This is a genomic window from Brenneria sp. L4-2C, from assembly GCF_040240335.1.
In the GTDB taxonomy this organism is placed as follows: domain Bacteria; phylum Pseudomonadota; class Gammaproteobacteria; order Enterobacterales; family Enterobacteriaceae; genus Brenneria.
This window is the reverse complement of the sequence record NZ_JBEIAC010000011.1, coordinates 56,505-73,865: the sequence shown is the minus strand read 5'-3', so window position 1 is coordinate 73,865 and position 17,361 is coordinate 56,505. Positions and strand designations below refer to the sequence as shown.

Sequence of the window (17,361 nt, the reverse complement as noted above, 5' to 3'; positions counted from 1 at the left end):
CGCATTGATTTCGCAGCAGTTGCAGCAAGAAATTAACGCTTGGAGAACTGAGGACGACGACGTGCTTTACGCAGGCCGACTTTCTTACGTTCAACCTGACGAGCATCACGGGTAACGAAACCAGCTTTACGCAGTTCGCCACGCAGGGACTCATCATACTCCATCAGAGCGCGGGTGATACCGTGACGGATCGCACCAGCCTGACCAGAGATACCACCACCTTTAACGGTGATGTACAGATCCAGTTTTTCAACCATGTCTACCAGTTCCAGCGGTTGACGAACTACCATGCGGGCAGTTTCACGACCAAAGTACTGTTCCAGACTACGCTGGTTGATAACGATGTTACCACTGCCCGGTTTGATAAATACGCGAGCGGCGGAGCTTTTGCGGCGACCAGTGCCGTAGTATTGATTTTCAGCCATTGCCTATAATCCCGATTAAATGTCCAGAACTTGCGGTTGCTGTGCCGCGTGATTGTGCTCAGTACCCGCGTAAACTTTCAGTTTACGGAACATTGCACGACCCAGCGGGCCCTTCGGCAGCATGCCTTTAACCGCGATTTCAATCACACGCTCAGGACGGCGGGCAATCATCTCTTCAAAGGTCGCTTGTTTGATACCACCGATGTGGCCGGTGTGGTGGTAATACATTTTGTCTGCGCGCTTGTTACCGGTTACGGCAACTTTGTCTGCGTTCAGAACGATGATGTAATCACCGGTATCAACGTGCGGAGTATATTCCGCTTTATGCTTGCCGCGCAGGCGACTAGCCAGTTCAGTTGCGAGGCGACCTAAGGTCTTACCGCTCGCGTCAACAACGTACCAGTCGCGTTTTACGGTTTCTGGTTTAGCTGTAAAAGTTTTCATTAAAAGCTTACCCAATAATTAGTTACACGTTGGTGAACACCCAAACGCTCAAAAACAGTTGAGGCTCACACGACCATCAAGTCCAGCAAACCTACCCCTTCGAATAGCCATTGCCGGCACTATAAAGTTTTTGGGAAAAAAACTTCGTTGTAACGTGGGGTCGCAAGATTATAGAGAAGTCGCTATCAAAAATCGACCTTTTTTCTTCTTAATTTCCACCAGGAAGCCGCGCCCGCTTAGGCTAAATGCGGCTGGCGCAAATATTCCTCGCTCTGCATCTCCTGTAAGCGCGATAAACAACGCTGGTATTCGAACTTCAGATGCTCGCCCTGGTAAATTTCATACATGGAAACCTGCGCGGAAATAATCAGTTTTATCCGCCGTTCATAAAACTCATCGACCAGCGCCAAAAAGCGGCGCGCGGTGTTCTCCTCGGCGCCGCCCATGATCGTCACGTTGTGCAGCAATACGCTGTGGTAAAGGCGGGAAAGCGCAATATAGTCATTCTGGCTGCGCGCCTGCGCACACAACGCGGCGAAATCGACGGCCAGCACGCCCTCGCTCGCGCCAAGGGTTGGCAACGGATGATGGTTTATTTCAAGAGTCGGCCCCGGCGTCGCCCATTGCTGCCCCGACAGCCGGGTGAACATCTGCCGCATTGCGGATTCGGTTTTCTCGTCCAGCGGCGTCAGGTAAAGATGCGCCTGCGTCAGCGTGCGCAACCGGTAATCAATGCCGCCATCGACATTGCGCACATCGCAATATTGTTTAATCAACGCGATCGCCGGTAAAAAGCGCGCCCGTTGCAAACCGTTACGATACAAATCGTCCGGCGGAATATTAGAGGTCGCCACCAGCGTGATGCCGCGGCTAAATAAGGCTCGCAACAACTCGGCCAGCAGCATGGCGTCCGTAATATCGGAAACGAAAAACTCGTCAAAACACAGCACGTCCGTTTCGGCTTTAAATCCATCGGCCACTTTTTCCAACGGATTTTCCTGCCCCTGAAGCCCGTTCAGTTCTTCATGTACCCGCAGCATAAAACGGTGGAAGTGCAGGCGTAATTTCCGCTCGGTCGGCAAACTGTGAAAAAACAGATCCATCAGCCAGGTTTTGCCGCGCCCCACGCCCCCCCACAGGTATAAGCCCTGCACAGGAACCGGGGGGCGCTTTTCGCCCATGCCCAGCCACGCGCGCCATTTTCCCTGGCGTCCGGCGGTATCGCCGGCAGAACGCGCGCACAACTCCCGATAGACCTTGTCCAACTGCACCATCGTCTGATGCTGTACGTCGTCGGGTTGATACTCTCCGGCTGACAGAGCCTGCTGATAAAGCGCTAACGGTGTCGTTTGCTGCATAATGTCGCTGTCCCTGAGAAAAAATTTAATGGCGTTTTGTCGCGCGTTGCCGTCGATTTGAGCCGTAATCGTAGCAGTTAACTACCTTGATGCCAGAGATGAGTCAACATTCCTCTCACTCATCACGCTTCAGGATTCCACTCAGACAAGGTTAGCGGTTATAGTGACTATTATGTAAGTGAAAAACCCTACGGAACAATGAAGTCAAAATAGGAGTGATTATGACCTGGGAGTATGCGCTGATTGGTTTAATTGCCGGTATTATCATTGGCGCTGTCGCCATGCGTTTTGGCAATCGGAAGATGCGGCAACAGCAGGCATTGCAACATGAACTGGAAAAAAACAAAGCGGAGCTGGAAGAGTATCGTCAGGAACTGGTCGGGCATTTCGCCCGCAGCGCGGAGCTGTTGGACAACATGGCGCATGATTACCGTCAGCTTTACCAGCATATGGCCAAAAGCTCCAACAACTTATTGCCGGACGTTCCCGGTCAGGATAATCCCTTTAAATATCGCTTAACCGAGGCGGAAGCGGATAACGATCAGGCGCCGGTGGATATGCCGCCGCGTGATTACTCCGATGGCGCATCCGGTTTGCTGCGCGGCGAACCGCCGGTCCGCAAGTAAACCCGCCTGTGATTTACTGCGTGAGGCATGTCCGGCCTCACGTCGCCAGCCATAAAAATCCATCGCCTCGTCTATAGTTACAATCTACTGACGAAACATCAGTGAACTTTACACATTGATTGCCCGTCTGACTCTTCACCATAGGTTTAAGTTTATATATCATCATTTTATTCATCCGCAGGTTGTGAGAGAGTTGATCAGCAATGAAGAAAAAATCTTTATTATTTAATGCATTGGCAATGAGCATAAGCTTAAGTCTGTTATCGCTCCCGATGGCGCACGCCGCGCTGCCTGCGGTCGTTCCAGGGCAGCAGCAGCTTCCCAGTCTGGCCCCCATGCTGGAAAAAGTGTTACCCGCCGTGGTCAGCGTGCATATCGAAGGCACCAGAACGCAGAACCAACGCATACCGGAAGAGTTCAAATTCTTCTTTGGTCCCAACATCCCGCAAGACAAGCAAAGCGCCCGTCCCTTCGCCGGGTTGGGCTCCGGCGTCATTATCAATGCGGCGAAAGGCTACGTTCTGACAAACAACCACGTCATTAACAATGCCGACAAGATCCGCGTGCAGCTGAATGACGGACGTGAATACGAAGCAAAACTGATCGGCCGCGACGAGCAGAGCGACATCGCCTTGATTCAGCTAGTCGATGCCAAAAACCTCGTCGAAGTTAAAATGGCGGACTCCGATCGTCTGCGCGTCGGCGATTTCGCCGTTGCCGTGGGCAACCCCTTCGGGCTTGGACAAACGGCGACATCCGGTATTATCTCGGCGCTTGGCCGTAGCGGGCTAAACCTGGAAGGGCTGGAAAACTTTATCCAGACGGACGCCTCAATCAACCGGGGTAACTCCGGCGGCGCATTAGTTAACCTGAACGGTGAACTGATCGGTATTAACACCGCCATTCTAGCGCCCGGCGGCGGGAATATCGGCATCGGCTTTGCCATCCCCAGCAATATGGCGCAAAACCTGGCTCAGCAGTTAGTGGAGTTTGGTGAAGTCAGGCGCGGCGTACTGGGTATCCGCGGCAGCGAAATGACGTCCGAAATGGCGAAAGCCTTTAAGGTTGACGTCCAGCGCGGCGCCTTTGTCAGTGAAGTGCTGCCACAGTCCGCCGCCGCCAAAGCCGGTATCAAGGCGGGCGATGTTCTGACCTCGCTGGATGGCAAACCGATCGGCAGCTTTGCTGAATTGCGCGCCAAAATCGGCACCACCGCGCCCGGTAAAACCGTAAAAGTGGGTTTGCTGCGCGATGGGAAGCCGTTGGAAGTCAGCGTGGTATTGGATAACAGCAGCACGACCACGACCAGTGCGGAAACGCTGTACCCGGCTTTACAGGGCGCATCGTTGACTAACGGTCAGTTGAAAGATGGCGGCAAAGGTATCCAGATCGATAACGTCGTCAAAGATTCGCCGGCCGCTCAGTTGGGCTTGCAGAAAGGCGATATCATCGTCGGCGTTAACCGTGAACGCGTAGAAAACATCACGCAATTACGCAAGATTCTGGAAGCGAAACCCTCCGTGCTGGCGCTCAACATCGTGCGCGGCGACGATACGATTTATCTGTTATTGCGTTAACCCCAAAAGCTCTTTTTAACCCAACCGGCGTCGGGCGCGTTGATTAAACGGCCCGACGCCGGAGTAAAAAATCGGGTACTGCATCATGCGGCATCCAATCATCTCATGATATTCTCACGTCATATTTCTTTTATCGTAAAAACATGCCCATGCTTGTTAAATTATCCCGTTCCATACTGATTGGAGTGATCGTCGCCGGCCTTCTGCTGTTCGCGCTTCCGGTACTGCGAACAGGTTCGGCTTTGTTTAAGTCCAGTAACGATAATAACGACAACGCCGCCGAGAGCGCGCCGTTAAGCTATTATCAGGGCGTGCGCCGGGCGGCGCCCGCCGTGGTCAATGTTTATAACCGCGTCCCCAATCCGGAACAGTCAAAGGAACTCAATGTCCAGACGCTTGGCTCCGGCGTGATCATGAGTGAAAAAGGTTACATTCTGACCAACAAGCACGTAATTAATAACGCGCAACAAATTCTGGTCGCACTTCAGGACGGCCGACTCTTTGAGGCGATGGTGGTGGGGTCAGACAGCCTGACCGATCTCGCCGTACTGCAAATTGACGGCGTCAATCTGCCCGTCATTCCGATTAATCCAGACCGCACGGCGCATATCGGGGATGTAGTGATGGCTATCGGCAACCCCTACAATCTGGGACAAACCATTACGCAGGGCATTATCAGCGCCACCGGCCGCGTCGGGCTTAGCGGCGCCGGCGAGGATAACCGCCAGAATGGTCGGCAAAACCTGCTGCAAACCGATGCATCGATCAACCGCGGCAACTCTGGCGGCGCCCTGGTTAATACGCTGGGCGAACTGGTCGGCATCAACACCTTATCTTTTGATAAAAGCAGCGACGGAGAAACGCCGGAAGGGATCAGCTTCGCCATTCCCGTCGCCCTGGCGACCAAGGTCATGGGCAAACTTATCCGCGATGGCCGCGTCATCCGCGGTTATATGGGCGTCAATGGTATACAAATGGAAAATATCGACAGGAAAGGCATCGGTCAGGGCCGGTTTGCCGGCATCCTGGTTAAAACCATCGATCCGGGCGGCCCGGCGGATAAAGCGGGTATCCAGGTGAATGATATTCTGCTGAGCGTCAACAATAAACCCACCCGCTCGGTTATTGAAACCATGGATCAGGTGGCGGAATTACATCCGGGTACCGTCATTCCGGTGACTATCGAGAGAGATAAGAAATCGATAACGTTGAATATGACGATCCAGGAGTTTCCGGTCAATTAACCGCGTTTACCGCGTGGATAGACAGATAATCAGAAAAAAACCGGGTAGCGATAAGCCGCCCGGTCCGCTTTCATTGGCTAGTCGCTTTCTTTGACGCGTTCGATATTGGCGCCCAACGCGCGTAACTTATCTTCGATACGCTCGTAGCCGCGATCGATATGATAAATACGATCGACCACCGTCACGCCGTCGGCGATACAGCCGGCCAGCACCAGGCTCGCGGAGGCGCGTAAATCCGTCGCCATCACCTGCGCGCCGGACAGTTTTTCCACGCCGTGGCAAATCACCGTGTTGCTCTCGATTTCAGCCTGCGCGCCCATGCGGATCAGCTCCGGCACATGCATAAAACGGTTTTCAAAAATCGTCTCGGTGATTACGCCGGTTCCTTCGGCAACCAGATTCAGCAGGCTGAACTGCGCCTGCATATCCGTCGGGAAACCGGGATGAGGCGCGGTGCGGATCGTCACGCCTTTCGGACGCTGACCGTGCATATCAAGGCTGATCCAGTCCTCGCCGGTTTCAATATCCGCCCCCGCTTCACGCAGTTTCGCCAGCACCGCATCCAGGGTGTCGGGACGAGTATGCCGGCAGATCACCTTACCGCCGGAAATCGCCGCCGCGACCAGAAAGGTTCCGGTTTCGATACGGTCGGGCAAAACGCGGTATACGCCGCCGCCCAAACGCGCGACGCCTTCAATGATGATTTTATCCGAACCCGCGCCGCTGATTTTGGCGCCCAGCGTATTCAGGAAATTTGCCGTATCGACGATTTCCGGCTCGCGCGCCGCATTTTCAATCACGGTGGTGCCTTCGGCCAGCGTGGCCGCGCTCATAATCGTCACCGTGGCGCCCACGCTGACCTTATCCATGACGATGTGCGCCCCTTGCAGACGACCGTTCACCGAGGCCTTGACATAGCCTTCTTCCAGCACAATCTCGGCGCCCAACTGCTCAAGGCCGTTGATATGCAAATCAACCGGACGCGCGCCGATGGCGCATCCGCCCGGTAATGACACCTGCCCCTGACCAAAACGCGCCACCAACGGTCCCAACGCCCAAATGGATGCGCGCATGGTTTTTACCAAATCATAGGGCGCGCAGAATACATTAACCTTGCCGGCGTCGACATGTACCGAACCATTACGTTCAACACGCGCGCCCAGTTGGCTGAGCAGTTTCATTGTCGTATCAATGTCTCTCAGCTTTGGTACATTCTGGATCTCCACCGGCTCTTCCGCGAGCAAGGCGGCAAACAGGATGGGCAGAGCAGCGTTCTTGGCTCCGGAAATGGTGACTTCACCAGTAAGCCGGGTTGGCCCCTGCACACGAAATTTATCCATAGCGGCTGTTTCTCAGTGTTCTAAATTCAATATTGCATCACAAGCCACTGGCTTAAAAACCATTAAGCTTGCGGTCACGCTGCCATTCTTCCGGCGTATACGCCTTGATCGACAGAGCGTGAATACGGTTATCGGCGATATATTCCATCAACGGAGCATAAACGGCCTGTTGTTTCTTCACCCGGTTCATTCCGGCGAACAGCTCACCCACAACAATCACCTGAAAGTGGCTGCCGTCGCCCGATACGTGGGCTTCGTCCAGTGCCAATGCATTCATCAGCACGTCTTTAATTTCATTATTTTCCATCGCTCTCGATTTCTATGTCTGGGGGGGATGATAAACAGGTTGGTATATTAGATGAAACCGGCGCTATCTTAAACAAAGAAAAAGCCCCGCCCCTTCATCTTTCAAGCCGCAGGCGGGTCGGCCGCCAGCGGCTTGAAAGCGATGGGATAGATGTCTAACGCCTGAAGGAGATACGCATAAGAGACTGGCTATGCAACCGGTTCGACAGGGATGATTTCTTTCAGGTTATACAGCGCTATCAGCGTTTTTAACCGATCGCCCGCCCCGATAATTTTCAATTCTCCCCCGTTTTGGGAACGTTGATAATAAAAATGAATCAACAAGGCCAGGCCGGCGGAGTCGACGCGGCTTAGCCCGGACACATCCAGCGTTGTCTTATCGGCCAGTAACGGGTCGCGTTGCTGCCAGAGCGGCAACAACGTTTCACGATCCAGCCCGCCGGTTAAAACCAGCGTTGATTGCTGCGACTGCCAGCTCAGTGCATTATCCATTCGTTCTTACTCTGCTCAGTTTTGCTTATCCAGCGTAATCGGTTGTTTTGCAGCGGCTTCCAGCTGCTGAGTCAGGCCGTCGACGCCTTTCTGACGCAGTGTCGCCGCCCATTCATTTTGCTTGGTGGTGATCATGCTGACGCCTTCGGCAATCATGTCATAAGCCTGCCAGTTGCCGGATTGGCTGTTTTTACGCCATTGGAAATCAAGACGCACCGGCGGGCGGCCGCCTTGATCGATAATGGTGACGCGGATAGAAATAATATTGGCGTCGCCCAGCGGCTGATCGGGGGCGATCTGGTAGGTCTGCCCGTGATATAACGCCAGAGCCTGACCGTATGCCTGCTCCAGATAGGCTTCAAACGCTTTGAAATAGGCATCGCGCTGCGCCGGCGTCGCCTCTTTATAGTAACGGCCCAGCACTAACGCCCCGGCATATCTGATCTGCACATACGGCAGCAGTTCTTCACGCACCACGCTGCGCAGATAATCCGGGTTTTGTCTGATACGCGGCTGTTCGTTTTTCAGGCGATCAAAGGTTTTTTGCGCCGCCTCGCTCATCAAACGATAAGGGTTGGTTTGATCCACGGCGTTGGCTAACGGCGCAACCACCAGCAGAGCTGCCATCAGTAAACGTTTAAACATACAGCTATCCTCTTATGGATGTGAAGTAACGGGTTGGTTCTGCGGCGCCGGCGTCGCCGTAGCGGCCGGCGCAGAATTTTCCTGACCGGCATTATCTTCGTTATTGCCGCCGCTCTTATATAAGAATTGGCCGATGAGATCCTCCAGCACCATAGCGGATTTGGTATCCTGAATAACCCCGCCGTCTTTCAGGATCGAGGTTCCCATCTCTTCATCCTCAAAACCGATATTCAGCGCCAGATATTGCTCGCCCAACAGACCCGATGTCCTAATCGCCAGCGAACTGGTGTCCGGAATATGGTTATAACGTTGCTCAATGTCCATCGCCACGCGAGGAAGGTAGGTTTTCTCATCGAGCGAAATATCCGCGACTCTGCCGGCCACCACGCCGCCAATCTTGATCGGCGAACGGGCTTTCAGGCCGCCGATATTGTCGAACGTCGCGTATAAACGGTACGTTGGCTCACTGCCGATTGACTTGAGATCGGCGACTTTCAGACACAAAAAGATGATGGCGCACAGCGCAATCAACATAAATGCGCCAACCCAGATTTCACTTTTTTTCGTTTGCATCGACTCAGTTCCCAAACATCAGTGCTGTCAGCACAAAATCCAATCCCAATACCGCTAATGATGAATGCACGACGGTACGGGTCGTTGCACGGCTGATCCCTTCTGAAGTAGGAATCGCATCATAACCATTAAACAGCGCAATCCAGGTCACGGTAATGGCGAAAACGACGCTTTTAATCACGCAGTTCAGTATGTCCTGCCGCCACTCGACCGCTCCCTGCATGGCCGACCAGAAAAACCCGCTGTCTATGCCTTTCCAGTTCACGCCGACCAGCGCCCCGCCCCAGATGCCGATGGCGACGAAGATGATCGACAGCAGCGGCATGCTGATCGCGCCGGCCCAGAAGCGCGGCGCGACCACGCGCCTGAGCGGATCGACGGCCATCATTTCCATACTGGACAACTGCTCGGTGGCCTTCATCAGGCCGATCTCCGCCGTCAGCGCCGACCCGGCGCGACCGGCGAACAACAATGCCGTCACCACCGGGCCGAGTTCCCGCAGCAACGACAAGGCCACCATCACGCCCAGGCTGGCCTCGGCGCTGTAGGTGTTCAAAATAAGATAACCTTGCAGCCCCAGCACCATACCGATAAACAGGCCGGACACCATAATAATCAGTAGCGACTGAACGCCCACGCTATAAAGCTGTTTGATCAACTGCGGCCACTGCCGCCTGAATTCAGGCTTGCCCACTAATGCATTAAACAGCATCAGTCCGGCGCGGCCAAAAGAAGCGCAGGTCGCGATTCCCTGACGTCCGAGCGACGCCAATGCCTGTAAAAACATGAATTTTTTAACCCCCAACCGAACCTAACAGCGCGGTTTTATAATCACCCGCCGGATAGCGAAAAGGAACGGGCCCATCAGCAACGCCGTCCAGAAACTGGCGAACGCGCGAATCGTCGTTCACTTGCAACTGCGCCGCCGTGCCTTCGGCGATGACCTGCCGATCGGCAATGATGTAGGCGTAATCGGCAATGCTCATCACTTCCGGCACATCATGGGAAACCACGATGCAGGTGACGCCCAATGCGTGATTCAGCTCATCGATCAGCTTCACCAGCGTTCCCATGGTTATCGGGTCCTGCCCGACGAAAGGCTCGTCAAACATAATCAGTTGCGGATCGAGCGCAATCGCCCGCGCCAGCGCGGCGCGGCGCGCCATCCCGCCGGACAGCTCCGCGGGCATCAGGTCGGCCGCGCCGCGCAGGCCCACCGCTTCCAGCTTCATCAGCACGGTGCTGCGTAACAGCGGCTCCGGCAAACGGCTGTGCTCGCGCAGCGGCCAGGCGACATTATCGAACACGTTCAAATCGGTAAATAACGCGCCGGACTGAAACAGCATGCTCATTTTTTTACGGGACTCATACAGCGCCGAGCGCGAAAGCGCCGGGATATTGTCGCCGTCGAACCAGATCTCGCCGCTATCGGGCGGTATCTGCCCGCCAATCAGACGCAGCAACGTGGTTTTACCAATACCGGACGGCCCCATAATGGCGGTGACCTTCCCCCTGGGGACATTGAGCGTGATATCGGTGAAAATCTGTCGTTTCCCGCGACGAAAACTCAGACCGCGAATTTCAACCAGATTAGTAATCTCATGGTCCATTATCTTATGTTCCTTACCAATCAGCAGGTTACGTATATTCGTCGCTGTTTGACGAATAACTGTAATGTGAACGCCACTGTAAAGCGTAACGGCTGACCTTGTTTGTGGGCCGAGTTTTACAAAAAATTACGGCGCGTTCTTGTCCAAAGGAGCGGAACAAAACCGCCATAGGTTTTACTTTTCCGTCTCACACAGTCAGAATTAGCGCTAATGATGAGAAGCACCCTTTTCGTTCAGATTTCGTCCAGAACGGCTGGTTTATATGGCTAATAAACCGGTGATTATACCTCAATAAAGGACGCTGCATGCTTTTTGCAACAGTACTCTTGATAGTTGGTTTAGTTTTACTGGTTTATGGTGCCGATCGTCTGGTCTATGGCGCCGCGGTGCTGGCGCGTTCCCTGGGTATCTCCCCGCTGATTATCGGCATCGCCATCGTGGGTTTCGGCACTTCCCTGCCCGAACTGATTGTGTCCGTCACGGCGGCGTTAAACCAGCAGATCGATATGACCGTGGGAAATGTTCTGGGTTCAAATATAGCGAATATTCTGTTAATCCTCGGCAGCGCGGCGCTGATTCGTCCGTTGACGGTTCATTCCGAGCTGTTGCGCCGCGAATTCCCGCTTATGCTGTTGGTCACCGTCTTGTGCGGTTTTTTGCTGCATGATAGCTACCTGAGCCGCATCGACGGCGTGATACTGCTGATCGCCGCCGCGCTGTTCGTCTTGCTGATGTTCAGAATGACGCGTCTGGCCCAGCAGGAAGGATCCGACAGCCTGACCCGGGAGCAAATGGCGGAGCTGCCGCAGGAAGACAGTAATCAGACGGTCGCCATTTTATGGCTCATCCTCGGCTTGATTATTCTGCCGATGGCCGCCCGCATGGTGATCGACAACGCCACCGTGATCGCCCGCCATTTCAATATCAGCGAACTGACCATCGGCCTGACCGTGCTGGCGATCGGCACCAGCCTGCCGGAGTTAGCGACGGCGATTGTTGGTACGCTGAAAAAAGAAGATGATATTGCGCTGGGCAATCTGATCGGCTCGAATATTTTTAACATCGCGATCGTTCTGGGCGTACCGGCGCTGCTTTCTCCGGGCGTGCTTAATCCGCTCGCATTCCAGCGCGATTACTGGGTGATGCTGGGGGCCAGCGCGCTGCTGACCGCGCTTTGCCTCAGCAGGAAACGCCGCATCGGACAGGGCGCCGGCGCGCTTTTATTGTGCGCTTTCGTCGTTTACCTTTCGGTATTGTTCTTTTTTTCCTAACCAGAACATCAAAACAAGCAGGATTATCCAGCTATGTCACATTTTGAACTACAACCCGGTTTTGATTTTCAACAGGCGGGCAAACAGGTTCTGAACATCGAACGCGACGGACTGGCGCAGCTCGATCGCTACATCGACGACAACTTCACCCAGGCCTGTAAAAAGATATTCTACTGTCAGGGGAAAGTGGTGGTGATGGGCATGGGGAAATCCGGCCATATCGGTTGCAAGATGGCCGCCACCTTCGCCAGCACCGGCACTCCGGCCTTTTTCGTTCATCCAGGGGAAGCCAGCCACGGCGATCTGGGCATGGTCACCCCGCATGATATTGTGATCGCCATTTCCAACTCCGGCGAATCCAATGAGATTTTGTCGCTGATCCCGGTATTGAAACGCCAGAAAATATTCCTGATCTGTATGACCGGCAATCCCGACAGCACCATGGGTAAAGCCGCCGACATCCATTTATGCGTTCACGTTCCGCAGGAAGCCTGTCCGCTGGGGTTGGCGCCGACCAGCAGCACCACCGCCACGCTGGTGATGGGCGATGCCCTGGCGGTGGCGCTCTTGCAGGCGCGCGGCTTTACTGCGGAGGATTTCGCCTTATCCCATCCCGGCGGCGCGCTGGGACGCAAACTTTTGCTGCGCGTCAGCGATATTATGCACTCGGGCGACGAGATCCCGCACGTTCCCCTGGACGCCTCCCTGCGCGACGCGCTGCTGGAAATTACGCGCAAAAATCTCGGGATGACGGTAATCTGCGATGCGGAGATGAACATTCAGGGGATCTTCACCGATGGCGACCTGCGCCGGATTTTCGACATGAATATAGACTTGAACAGCGCGCGCATTGCTGATGTGATGACCGCGGGCGGCATTCGCGTTACGCCGCAAACGCTGGCGGTAGATGCCCTGAATCTGATGCAATCCCGCCATATTACATCGTTGCTGGTCGCCGAGAACAGCCGGCTGCTGGGTATCGTTCATATGCACGACATGCTGCGCGCCGGCGTAGTGTGATGCCCCAGCCGTATAAAAAACAACCAAGGATAAACCTGAATGAGTAAAACCGGGGCGCAAATCGATACCTGTTACGGACCTGTCGATCGTCGGGTAGTGGATAAGGCCCGTGATGTTCGTCTGTTGATCTGCGATGTGGATGGCGTACTGTCCGACGGCTTGATTTACATGGGCAATCAGGGCGAAGAGCTGAAAGCGTTCAACGTCCGTGACGGTTACGGCATCCGCTGTTTGCTGACTTCCGGGATCGAAGTCGGCATCATTACCGGTCGTTCGGCCAAGCTGCTCGACGATCGTTGCAAGACCCTGGGGATCACGCATCTTTATCAGGGGCAGTCGGACAAGATTTTGGCCTTCAACGATCTGTTGGATAAACTGTCGGTGCAAGCCGCTCAGGTTGCCTATATCGGCGACGACCTGATCGACTGGCCGGTGATGTCCCAGGTGGGCTTAAGCGTCGCCGTGGCCGATGCGCACCCGATGCTGCTGCCGCGTGCCGATTATGTCACGCGTATCGCCGGCGGACGCGGCGCCGTGCGTGAACTTTGCGATTTGATTCTGCTCTCGCAGGATAAGCTGGAAGATGCCAAAGGGTTGTCGATATGAGTAAAGCAAAGCGTTGGCTGACGGCCTTGCTGGCACTGCTGGTGCTGATTTTGATCGGCTTGAATCTGAGCGGGCAGGATGCGGAGTCGCCGCCGGAAACCCCGGCTAACGTCAAACCGGTTTACACCAGCGAAAAAACCACCACGCTGGTTTACAGCCCGGCCGGGAGGCTGAGCTACCGACTGATTGCCGACAAAGCGGAGTACTTCGATGAAGAGCAGTTGAGCTGGTTCACGACGCCCGTCGCCACGCTGTTTAACGAACAGGGCGCCGCCACCTGGTCGGTGCGGGCCGATCGCGCCAAGTTGACCAAAGACAAAATGCTCTATCTGTATGGTCACGTCGAGGTCAAAAGCCTGACGAATGATTCGCAACTGGAGCGGATTAAAACCGACAACGCTCAGGTCAATCTGGCGACGCAGGATGTCTCTTCCGACGACGAGGTCACCCTGTATGGCGCGAGTTTCACCTCTAACGGAATGAAAATGCGTGGTAATCTGCGTGAGAAGACCGCCGAGTTGATCGAAAAGGTAAAAACCTCTTATGAAATTCAAAACAATAAATAACCGGATGCGCAACACCCTGCTCGCCAGCTCGCTGTTGGCCGCCAGCGTTTCAGCCTTCGCCGTGACGGGAGATAGCAATCAGCCGATTCACATTGATTCAGAGCAGCAATCTCTGGATATGCAAGGCAACACCGTAACCTTTACCGGCAACGTGGTGGTCAAACAGGGAACGATTGAGGTCAAAGCCGATAAGGTGGTGGTCACCCGTCCGCAGGGCGCGCAGGGACGCGAAGTGGTGGAAGGCTACGGCAATCCGGTCACCTTTTACCAAATGCAGGACAACGGCAAGCCGGTAAAAGGCCGCGCCCAGAAGATTCGCTACGAGTTGGCCAATGATTTTCTGATCCTGACCGGCAACGCCTATCTGGAGCAGATGGATAGCAACGTCAAAGGCGATCGCATCACCTATCTGGTGAAGCAGCAGCAGATGGAGGCGTTCAGCGACAAGGGCAAACGCGTTACCACGGTATTGGTTCCTTCCCAGTTGCAGCAGAAAGACGACAAGGGACAAACGCCCAACTCTCAACAACAGAAACCACGAGTCACCGAATAACTTATGGCAACATTAATCGCAGAAAACCTGGCTAAGGCGTATAAAGGCCGTAGGGTGGTGGAAGATGTCAGCCTGACCGTTAACTCCGGTGAGATAGTCGGCCTGTTAGGCCCGAACGGCGCCGGGAAGACCACCACGTTTTATATGGTCGTGGGCATCGTTCCGCGCGACGAAGGACGGATCGTGATTGACGACGAAGACATCAGTCTGCTTCCGCTGCACGATCGCGCGCTCAGAGGGATCGGCTACTTGCCGCAGGAAGCCTCGATTTTTCGCCGCTTAAGCGTGTATGACAACCTCATGGCGGTATTGCAGATCCGCAAAGATCTGACCGCCGAGCAGCAGCAGGATCGCGCCAACGAACTGATGGAAGAATTCCATATTATTCATTTGCGCGATAGTCTGGGACAATCGCTTTCCGGTGGGGAAAGGCGCCGGGTGGAAATCGCCAGGGCGCTGGCGGCGAATCCGAAATTCATTCTGCTGGATGAGCCTTTTGCCGGTGTTGACCCCATTTCGGTGATTGATATAAAAAAAATAATCGAACACCTGCGTGACAGCGGACTCGGCGTGTTGATCACCGATCATAACGTCCGCGAAACGCTGGATGTCTGTGAGCGCGCCTATATCGTCAGTCAGGGCCATTTGATCGCTCACGGTTCACCGGCGGAGATACTGGCCGACGAGCAGGTAAAACGCGTCTATCTGGGCGAAGGCTTCAGACTCTGATAGGGTAGAGTTTTTATTGCATGTCCTATGGCGGGCTGCCCTGCCCGTCTTCTGGGGCCGACGCCGCGCGTTGTTAAAAAATGCTCCCGGCGTTTTCTTCAAGGTATAACAAGGCGACAACCGCATGATTTTCCAGGATTTCAGACCGGAACACGCGCCGCTATAACCGGAAAACACAACGGAATATAAGGAATTTAGCGCAACTTATGAAGCAAGGTTTGCAACTCAGGCTTAGCCAGCAACTGGCCATGACTCCACAGCTACAGCAGGCAATCCGTCTGCTGCAACTGTCCACGCTTGAACTGCAACAAGAGATTCAACTGGCGCTGGAAAGCAATCCGTTACTTGAGCAGACGGACAATCACGAAGAAGTAGAGTCATTTGAGACCACGGACAGCGATTCACTGGATACCGGTGAAGCCCTCGAACAAAAAGATATGCCGGAAGAGTTGCCGCTTGACGCGACCTGGGATGAAATTTATTCCGCCGGCACGCCGTCCGGCACCGGCACCGATTATCGCGATGAGGAATTGCCGATCTACCAGGGGGAAACCACCCAGACCCTTCAGGACTATCTGATGTGGCAGGTCGAGCTGACGCCTTTTTCCGATACCGACGCCGCGATAGCGACATCCATCGTCGATGCCGTGGATAACACGGGTTATCTCACCGTGCCGCTGGAAGACATTCTTGACAGCATCGGCGATGAAAACGTCACGCTGGATGAAGTCGAAGCGGTGCTGAAGCGGGTTCAGCGTTTTGATCCCGTCGGCGTGGCGGCGCGCGATCTGCGCGATTGCCTGCTGGTTCAGCTTTCCCAATTCGCCGTCGAGACCCCTCGTCTTGCGGAAGCAAGGCTTATCGTCAGCGAGCACCTCGATCTGTTGGCGAATCACGATTTTCGCAGCCTGATTCGCGCCACCCGGCTGAAAGAAGAGGTGCTGAAAGAGGCGCTGGCGCTGATTCAGTCCCTCGATCCGCGTCCGGGCCAGTCAATCAATACCGGCGAGTCGGAATACGTGATCCCCGACGTGCTGGTGCGAAAAATTCACGGCCGCTGGGTGGTTGAGCTGAACACCGACAGCATTCCCCGGCTACAGATTAACCAGCAATATGCCGCGCTGGGCAACAGCGTGCGTAGCGACAGCGACGGTCAATTCATCCGTAGCCATCTACAGGAAGCCCGCTGGTTGATAAAAAGCCTGGAAAGCCGTAATGATACGCTGCTCAAGGTCACCCGCTGCATCGTGGAACAGCAGCAGGCATTCTTTGATCAGGGCGAAGAGTTCATGAAGCCGATGGTTTTGGCTGATATCGCCCAGGTCGTGGATATGCATGAATCCACCATTTCCCGCGTGACCACGCAGAAGTTTCTGCACAGTCCGCGCGGCATTTTTGAACTAAAATACTTTTTCTCCAGCCATGTGAATACCGACAATGGGGGCGAAGCCTCCTCAACGGCGATCCGGGCGCTGGTCAAAAAGTTAATCGCTGCGGAAAACCCCGCCAAACCGCTAAGCGACAGTAAGCTCACCACGCTGCTCTCCGAGCAGGGTATTATTGTGGCGCGGCGTACCGTTGCGAAATATCGAGAGTCTTTATCTATCCCACCATCAAATCAACGTAAACAGCTGGTTTGATCTCAACTAGAAGGAAGACGCTATGCAGCTCAACATTACCGGACACCATATCGAACTTACCGAACCTCTGCGTGATTTCGTGAATACCAAGTTTGCCAAGTTGGAGCAATTTTTTGACCGCATCAACCAGGTCAATGTGGTGCTTAAAGTGGAGAAAGTACAAAAAATCGCCGACGCCACGCTCCATGTTAATGGCGGAGAGCTGCATGCCACATCTGAGGCGGAAGATATGTACGCCGCCATCGATTTACTGATCGATAAACTGGCCAGACAGTTGAACAAGCATAAGGACAAGCTCAAACAGCACTGATTTTCATCTCCGATCGTTTGGTCGGA

The 17,361-nt window shown here is 54.4% G+C and carries 21 protein-coding genes; 11 read left to right on the top strand and 10 right to left on the bottom strand.

Features of this window, described 5'->3' with window-relative positions:
* Positions 1-32: 32 nt before the first annotated feature.
* The 3 genes from rpsI to zapE form a co-directional block, all read right to left on the bottom strand.
* Positions 33-425, bottom strand: a complete 393-nt coding sequence (rpsI, locus tag ABRZ26_RS16165) for a 30S ribosomal protein S9 (RefSeq protein WP_048636503.1) — start codon at positions 423-425, stop codon at positions 33-35.
* A gap of 15 nt (positions 426-440) precedes the next feature.
* Positions 441-869, bottom strand: a complete 429-nt coding sequence (gene rplM / locus ABRZ26_RS16160; RefSeq protein WP_319605180.1) for a 50S ribosomal protein L13 — start codon at positions 867-869, stop codon at positions 441-443.
* A 236-nt stretch (positions 870-1,105) separates the two neighbouring features.
* Positions 1,106-2,227, bottom strand: coding sequence for a cell division protein ZapE (zapE, locus tag ABRZ26_RS16155; protein ID WP_319605179.1), 1,122 nt, complete (start codon positions 2,225-2,227; stop codon positions 1,106-1,108).
* Between the two features lie 221 nt (positions 2,228-2,448).
* Here zapE and zapG point away from each other — a divergent pair, with 221 nt between their 5' ends.
* From zapG to degS, 3 genes are all read left to right on the top strand, one after another.
* Entirely contained in the window at positions 2,449-2,853 is a 405-nt protein-coding gene (gene zapG / locus ABRZ26_RS16150; RefSeq protein WP_319605178.1) for a Z-ring associated protein ZapG, read from the top strand.
* A 203-nt stretch (positions 2,854-3,056) separates the two neighbouring features.
* Positions 3,057-4,430: a serine endoprotease DegQ gene (degQ, locus tag ABRZ26_RS16145; protein WP_319605177.1), complete on the top strand. Its 1,374-nt coding sequence runs from the start codon at positions 3,057-3,059 to the stop codon at positions 4,428-4,430.
* Positions 4,431-4,579: 149 nt separating this feature from the next.
* Positions 4,580-5,674 carry an outer membrane-stress sensor serine endopeptidase DegS gene (gene degS / locus ABRZ26_RS16140; protein WP_319605176.1) on the top strand — a complete coding sequence of 365 codons (1,095 nt, stop codon included), beginning with the start codon at positions 4,580-4,582 and terminating at the stop codon, positions 5,672-5,674.
* Positions 5,675-5,751: 77 nt separating this feature from the next.
* Here the strand turns inward: degS and murA are convergent, their stop codons facing one another.
* The 7 genes from murA to mlaF all read right to left on the bottom strand — a co-directional run bounded on the left by murA (position 5,752) and on the right by mlaF (position 10,640).
* On the bottom strand, positions 5,752-7,014 hold the full coding sequence (murA, locus tag ABRZ26_RS16135; RefSeq protein ID WP_319605175.1) for a UDP-N-acetylglucosamine 1-carboxyvinyltransferase: 1,263 nt from the start codon (positions 7,012-7,014) through the stop codon (positions 5,752-5,754).
* A 52-nt stretch (positions 7,015-7,066) separates the two neighbouring features.
* Positions 7,067-7,321, bottom strand: a complete 255-nt coding sequence (gene ibaG / locus ABRZ26_RS16130; RefSeq protein ID WP_319605174.1) for a BolA family iron metabolism protein IbaG — start codon at positions 7,319-7,321, stop codon at positions 7,067-7,069.
* Positions 7,322-7,509: 188 nt separating this feature from the next.
* Complete coding sequence (mlaB, locus tag ABRZ26_RS16125; protein WP_319605173.1) at positions 7,510-7,812, bottom strand: lipid asymmetry maintenance protein MlaB; 303 nt, start codon at positions 7,810-7,812, stop codon at positions 7,510-7,512.
* Between the two features lie 15 nt (positions 7,813-7,827).
* Complete coding sequence (gene mlaC, locus ABRZ26_RS16120) at positions 7,828-8,457, bottom strand: phospholipid-binding protein MlaC (protein WP_319605172.1); 630 nt, start codon at positions 8,455-8,457, stop codon at positions 7,828-7,830.
* A 12-nt stretch (positions 8,458-8,469) separates the two neighbouring features.
* Positions 8,470-9,030 (bottom strand): outer membrane lipid asymmetry maintenance protein MlaD, encoded by a 561-nt coding sequence (mlaD, locus tag ABRZ26_RS16115; RefSeq protein ID WP_319605171.1) that lies wholly within the window; start codon positions 9,028-9,030, stop codon positions 8,470-8,472.
* A gap of 4 nt (positions 9,031-9,034) precedes the next feature.
* Positions 9,035-9,817, bottom strand: a complete 783-nt coding sequence (gene mlaE / locus ABRZ26_RS16110) for a lipid asymmetry maintenance ABC transporter permease subunit MlaE (protein ID WP_319605170.1) — start codon at positions 9,815-9,817, stop codon at positions 9,035-9,037.
* A 7-nt stretch (positions 9,818-9,824) separates the two neighbouring features.
* Complete coding sequence (gene mlaF / locus ABRZ26_RS16105; protein WP_319605169.1) at positions 9,825-10,640, bottom strand: phospholipid ABC transporter ATP-binding protein MlaF; 816 nt, start codon at positions 10,638-10,640, stop codon at positions 9,825-9,827.
* Between the two features lie 305 nt (positions 10,641-10,945).
* Between mlaF and ABRZ26_RS16100 the strand changes: the two genes are divergently transcribed.
* The 8 genes from ABRZ26_RS16100 to hpf all read left to right on the top strand — a co-directional run bounded on the left by ABRZ26_RS16100 (position 10,946) and on the right by hpf (position 17,335).
* The gene (locus ABRZ26_RS16100; protein ID WP_319605168.1) at positions 10,946-11,911 is read left to right on the top strand and encodes a calcium/sodium antiporter; all 966 of its coding nucleotides are present in this window, start codon (positions 10,946-10,948) and stop codon (positions 11,909-11,911) included.
* 33 nt (positions 11,912-11,944) lie between these two features.
* Positions 11,945-12,931 (top strand): arabinose-5-phosphate isomerase KdsD, encoded by a 987-nt coding sequence (kdsD, locus tag ABRZ26_RS16095; protein WP_319605167.1) that lies wholly within the window; start codon positions 11,945-11,947, stop codon positions 12,929-12,931.
* 39 nt (positions 12,932-12,970) lie between these two features.
* Entirely contained in the window at positions 12,971-13,537 is a 567-nt protein-coding gene (gene kdsC / locus ABRZ26_RS16090) for a 3-deoxy-manno-octulosonate-8-phosphatase KdsC (RefSeq protein WP_319605166.1), read from the top strand.
* Positions 13,534-14,103: an LPS export ABC transporter periplasmic protein LptC gene (lptC, locus tag ABRZ26_RS16085; protein ID WP_319605165.1), complete on the top strand. Its 570-nt coding sequence runs from the start codon at positions 13,534-13,536 to the stop codon at positions 14,101-14,103. Before kdsC ends, lptC begins: the two co-directional genes overlap by 4 nt.
* Positions 14,081-14,656 (top strand): lipopolysaccharide ABC transporter substrate-binding protein LptA, encoded by a 576-nt coding sequence (lptA, locus tag ABRZ26_RS16080; RefSeq protein WP_319605164.1) that lies wholly within the window; start codon positions 14,081-14,083, stop codon positions 14,654-14,656. The genes lptC and lptA overlap by 23 nt, the downstream gene beginning before the upstream one ends.
* 3 nt (positions 14,657-14,659) lie before the next feature.
* Complete coding sequence (lptB, locus tag ABRZ26_RS16075) at positions 14,660-15,385, top strand: LPS export ABC transporter ATP-binding protein (protein WP_319605163.1); 726 nt, start codon at positions 14,660-14,662, stop codon at positions 15,383-15,385.
* A 206-nt stretch (positions 15,386-15,591) separates the two neighbouring features.
* The gene (gene rpoN, locus ABRZ26_RS16070; RefSeq protein WP_319605162.1) at positions 15,592-17,025 is read left to right on the top strand and encodes an RNA polymerase factor sigma-54; all 1,434 of its coding nucleotides are present in this window, start codon (positions 15,592-15,594) and stop codon (positions 17,023-17,025) included.
* Positions 17,026-17,047: 22 nt separating this feature from the next.
* Complete coding sequence (gene hpf, locus ABRZ26_RS16065) at positions 17,048-17,335, top strand: ribosome hibernation promoting factor (RefSeq protein WP_319605161.1); 288 nt, start codon at positions 17,048-17,050, stop codon at positions 17,333-17,335.
* The last annotated feature ends 26 nt before the right edge of the window (positions 17,336-17,361 follow it).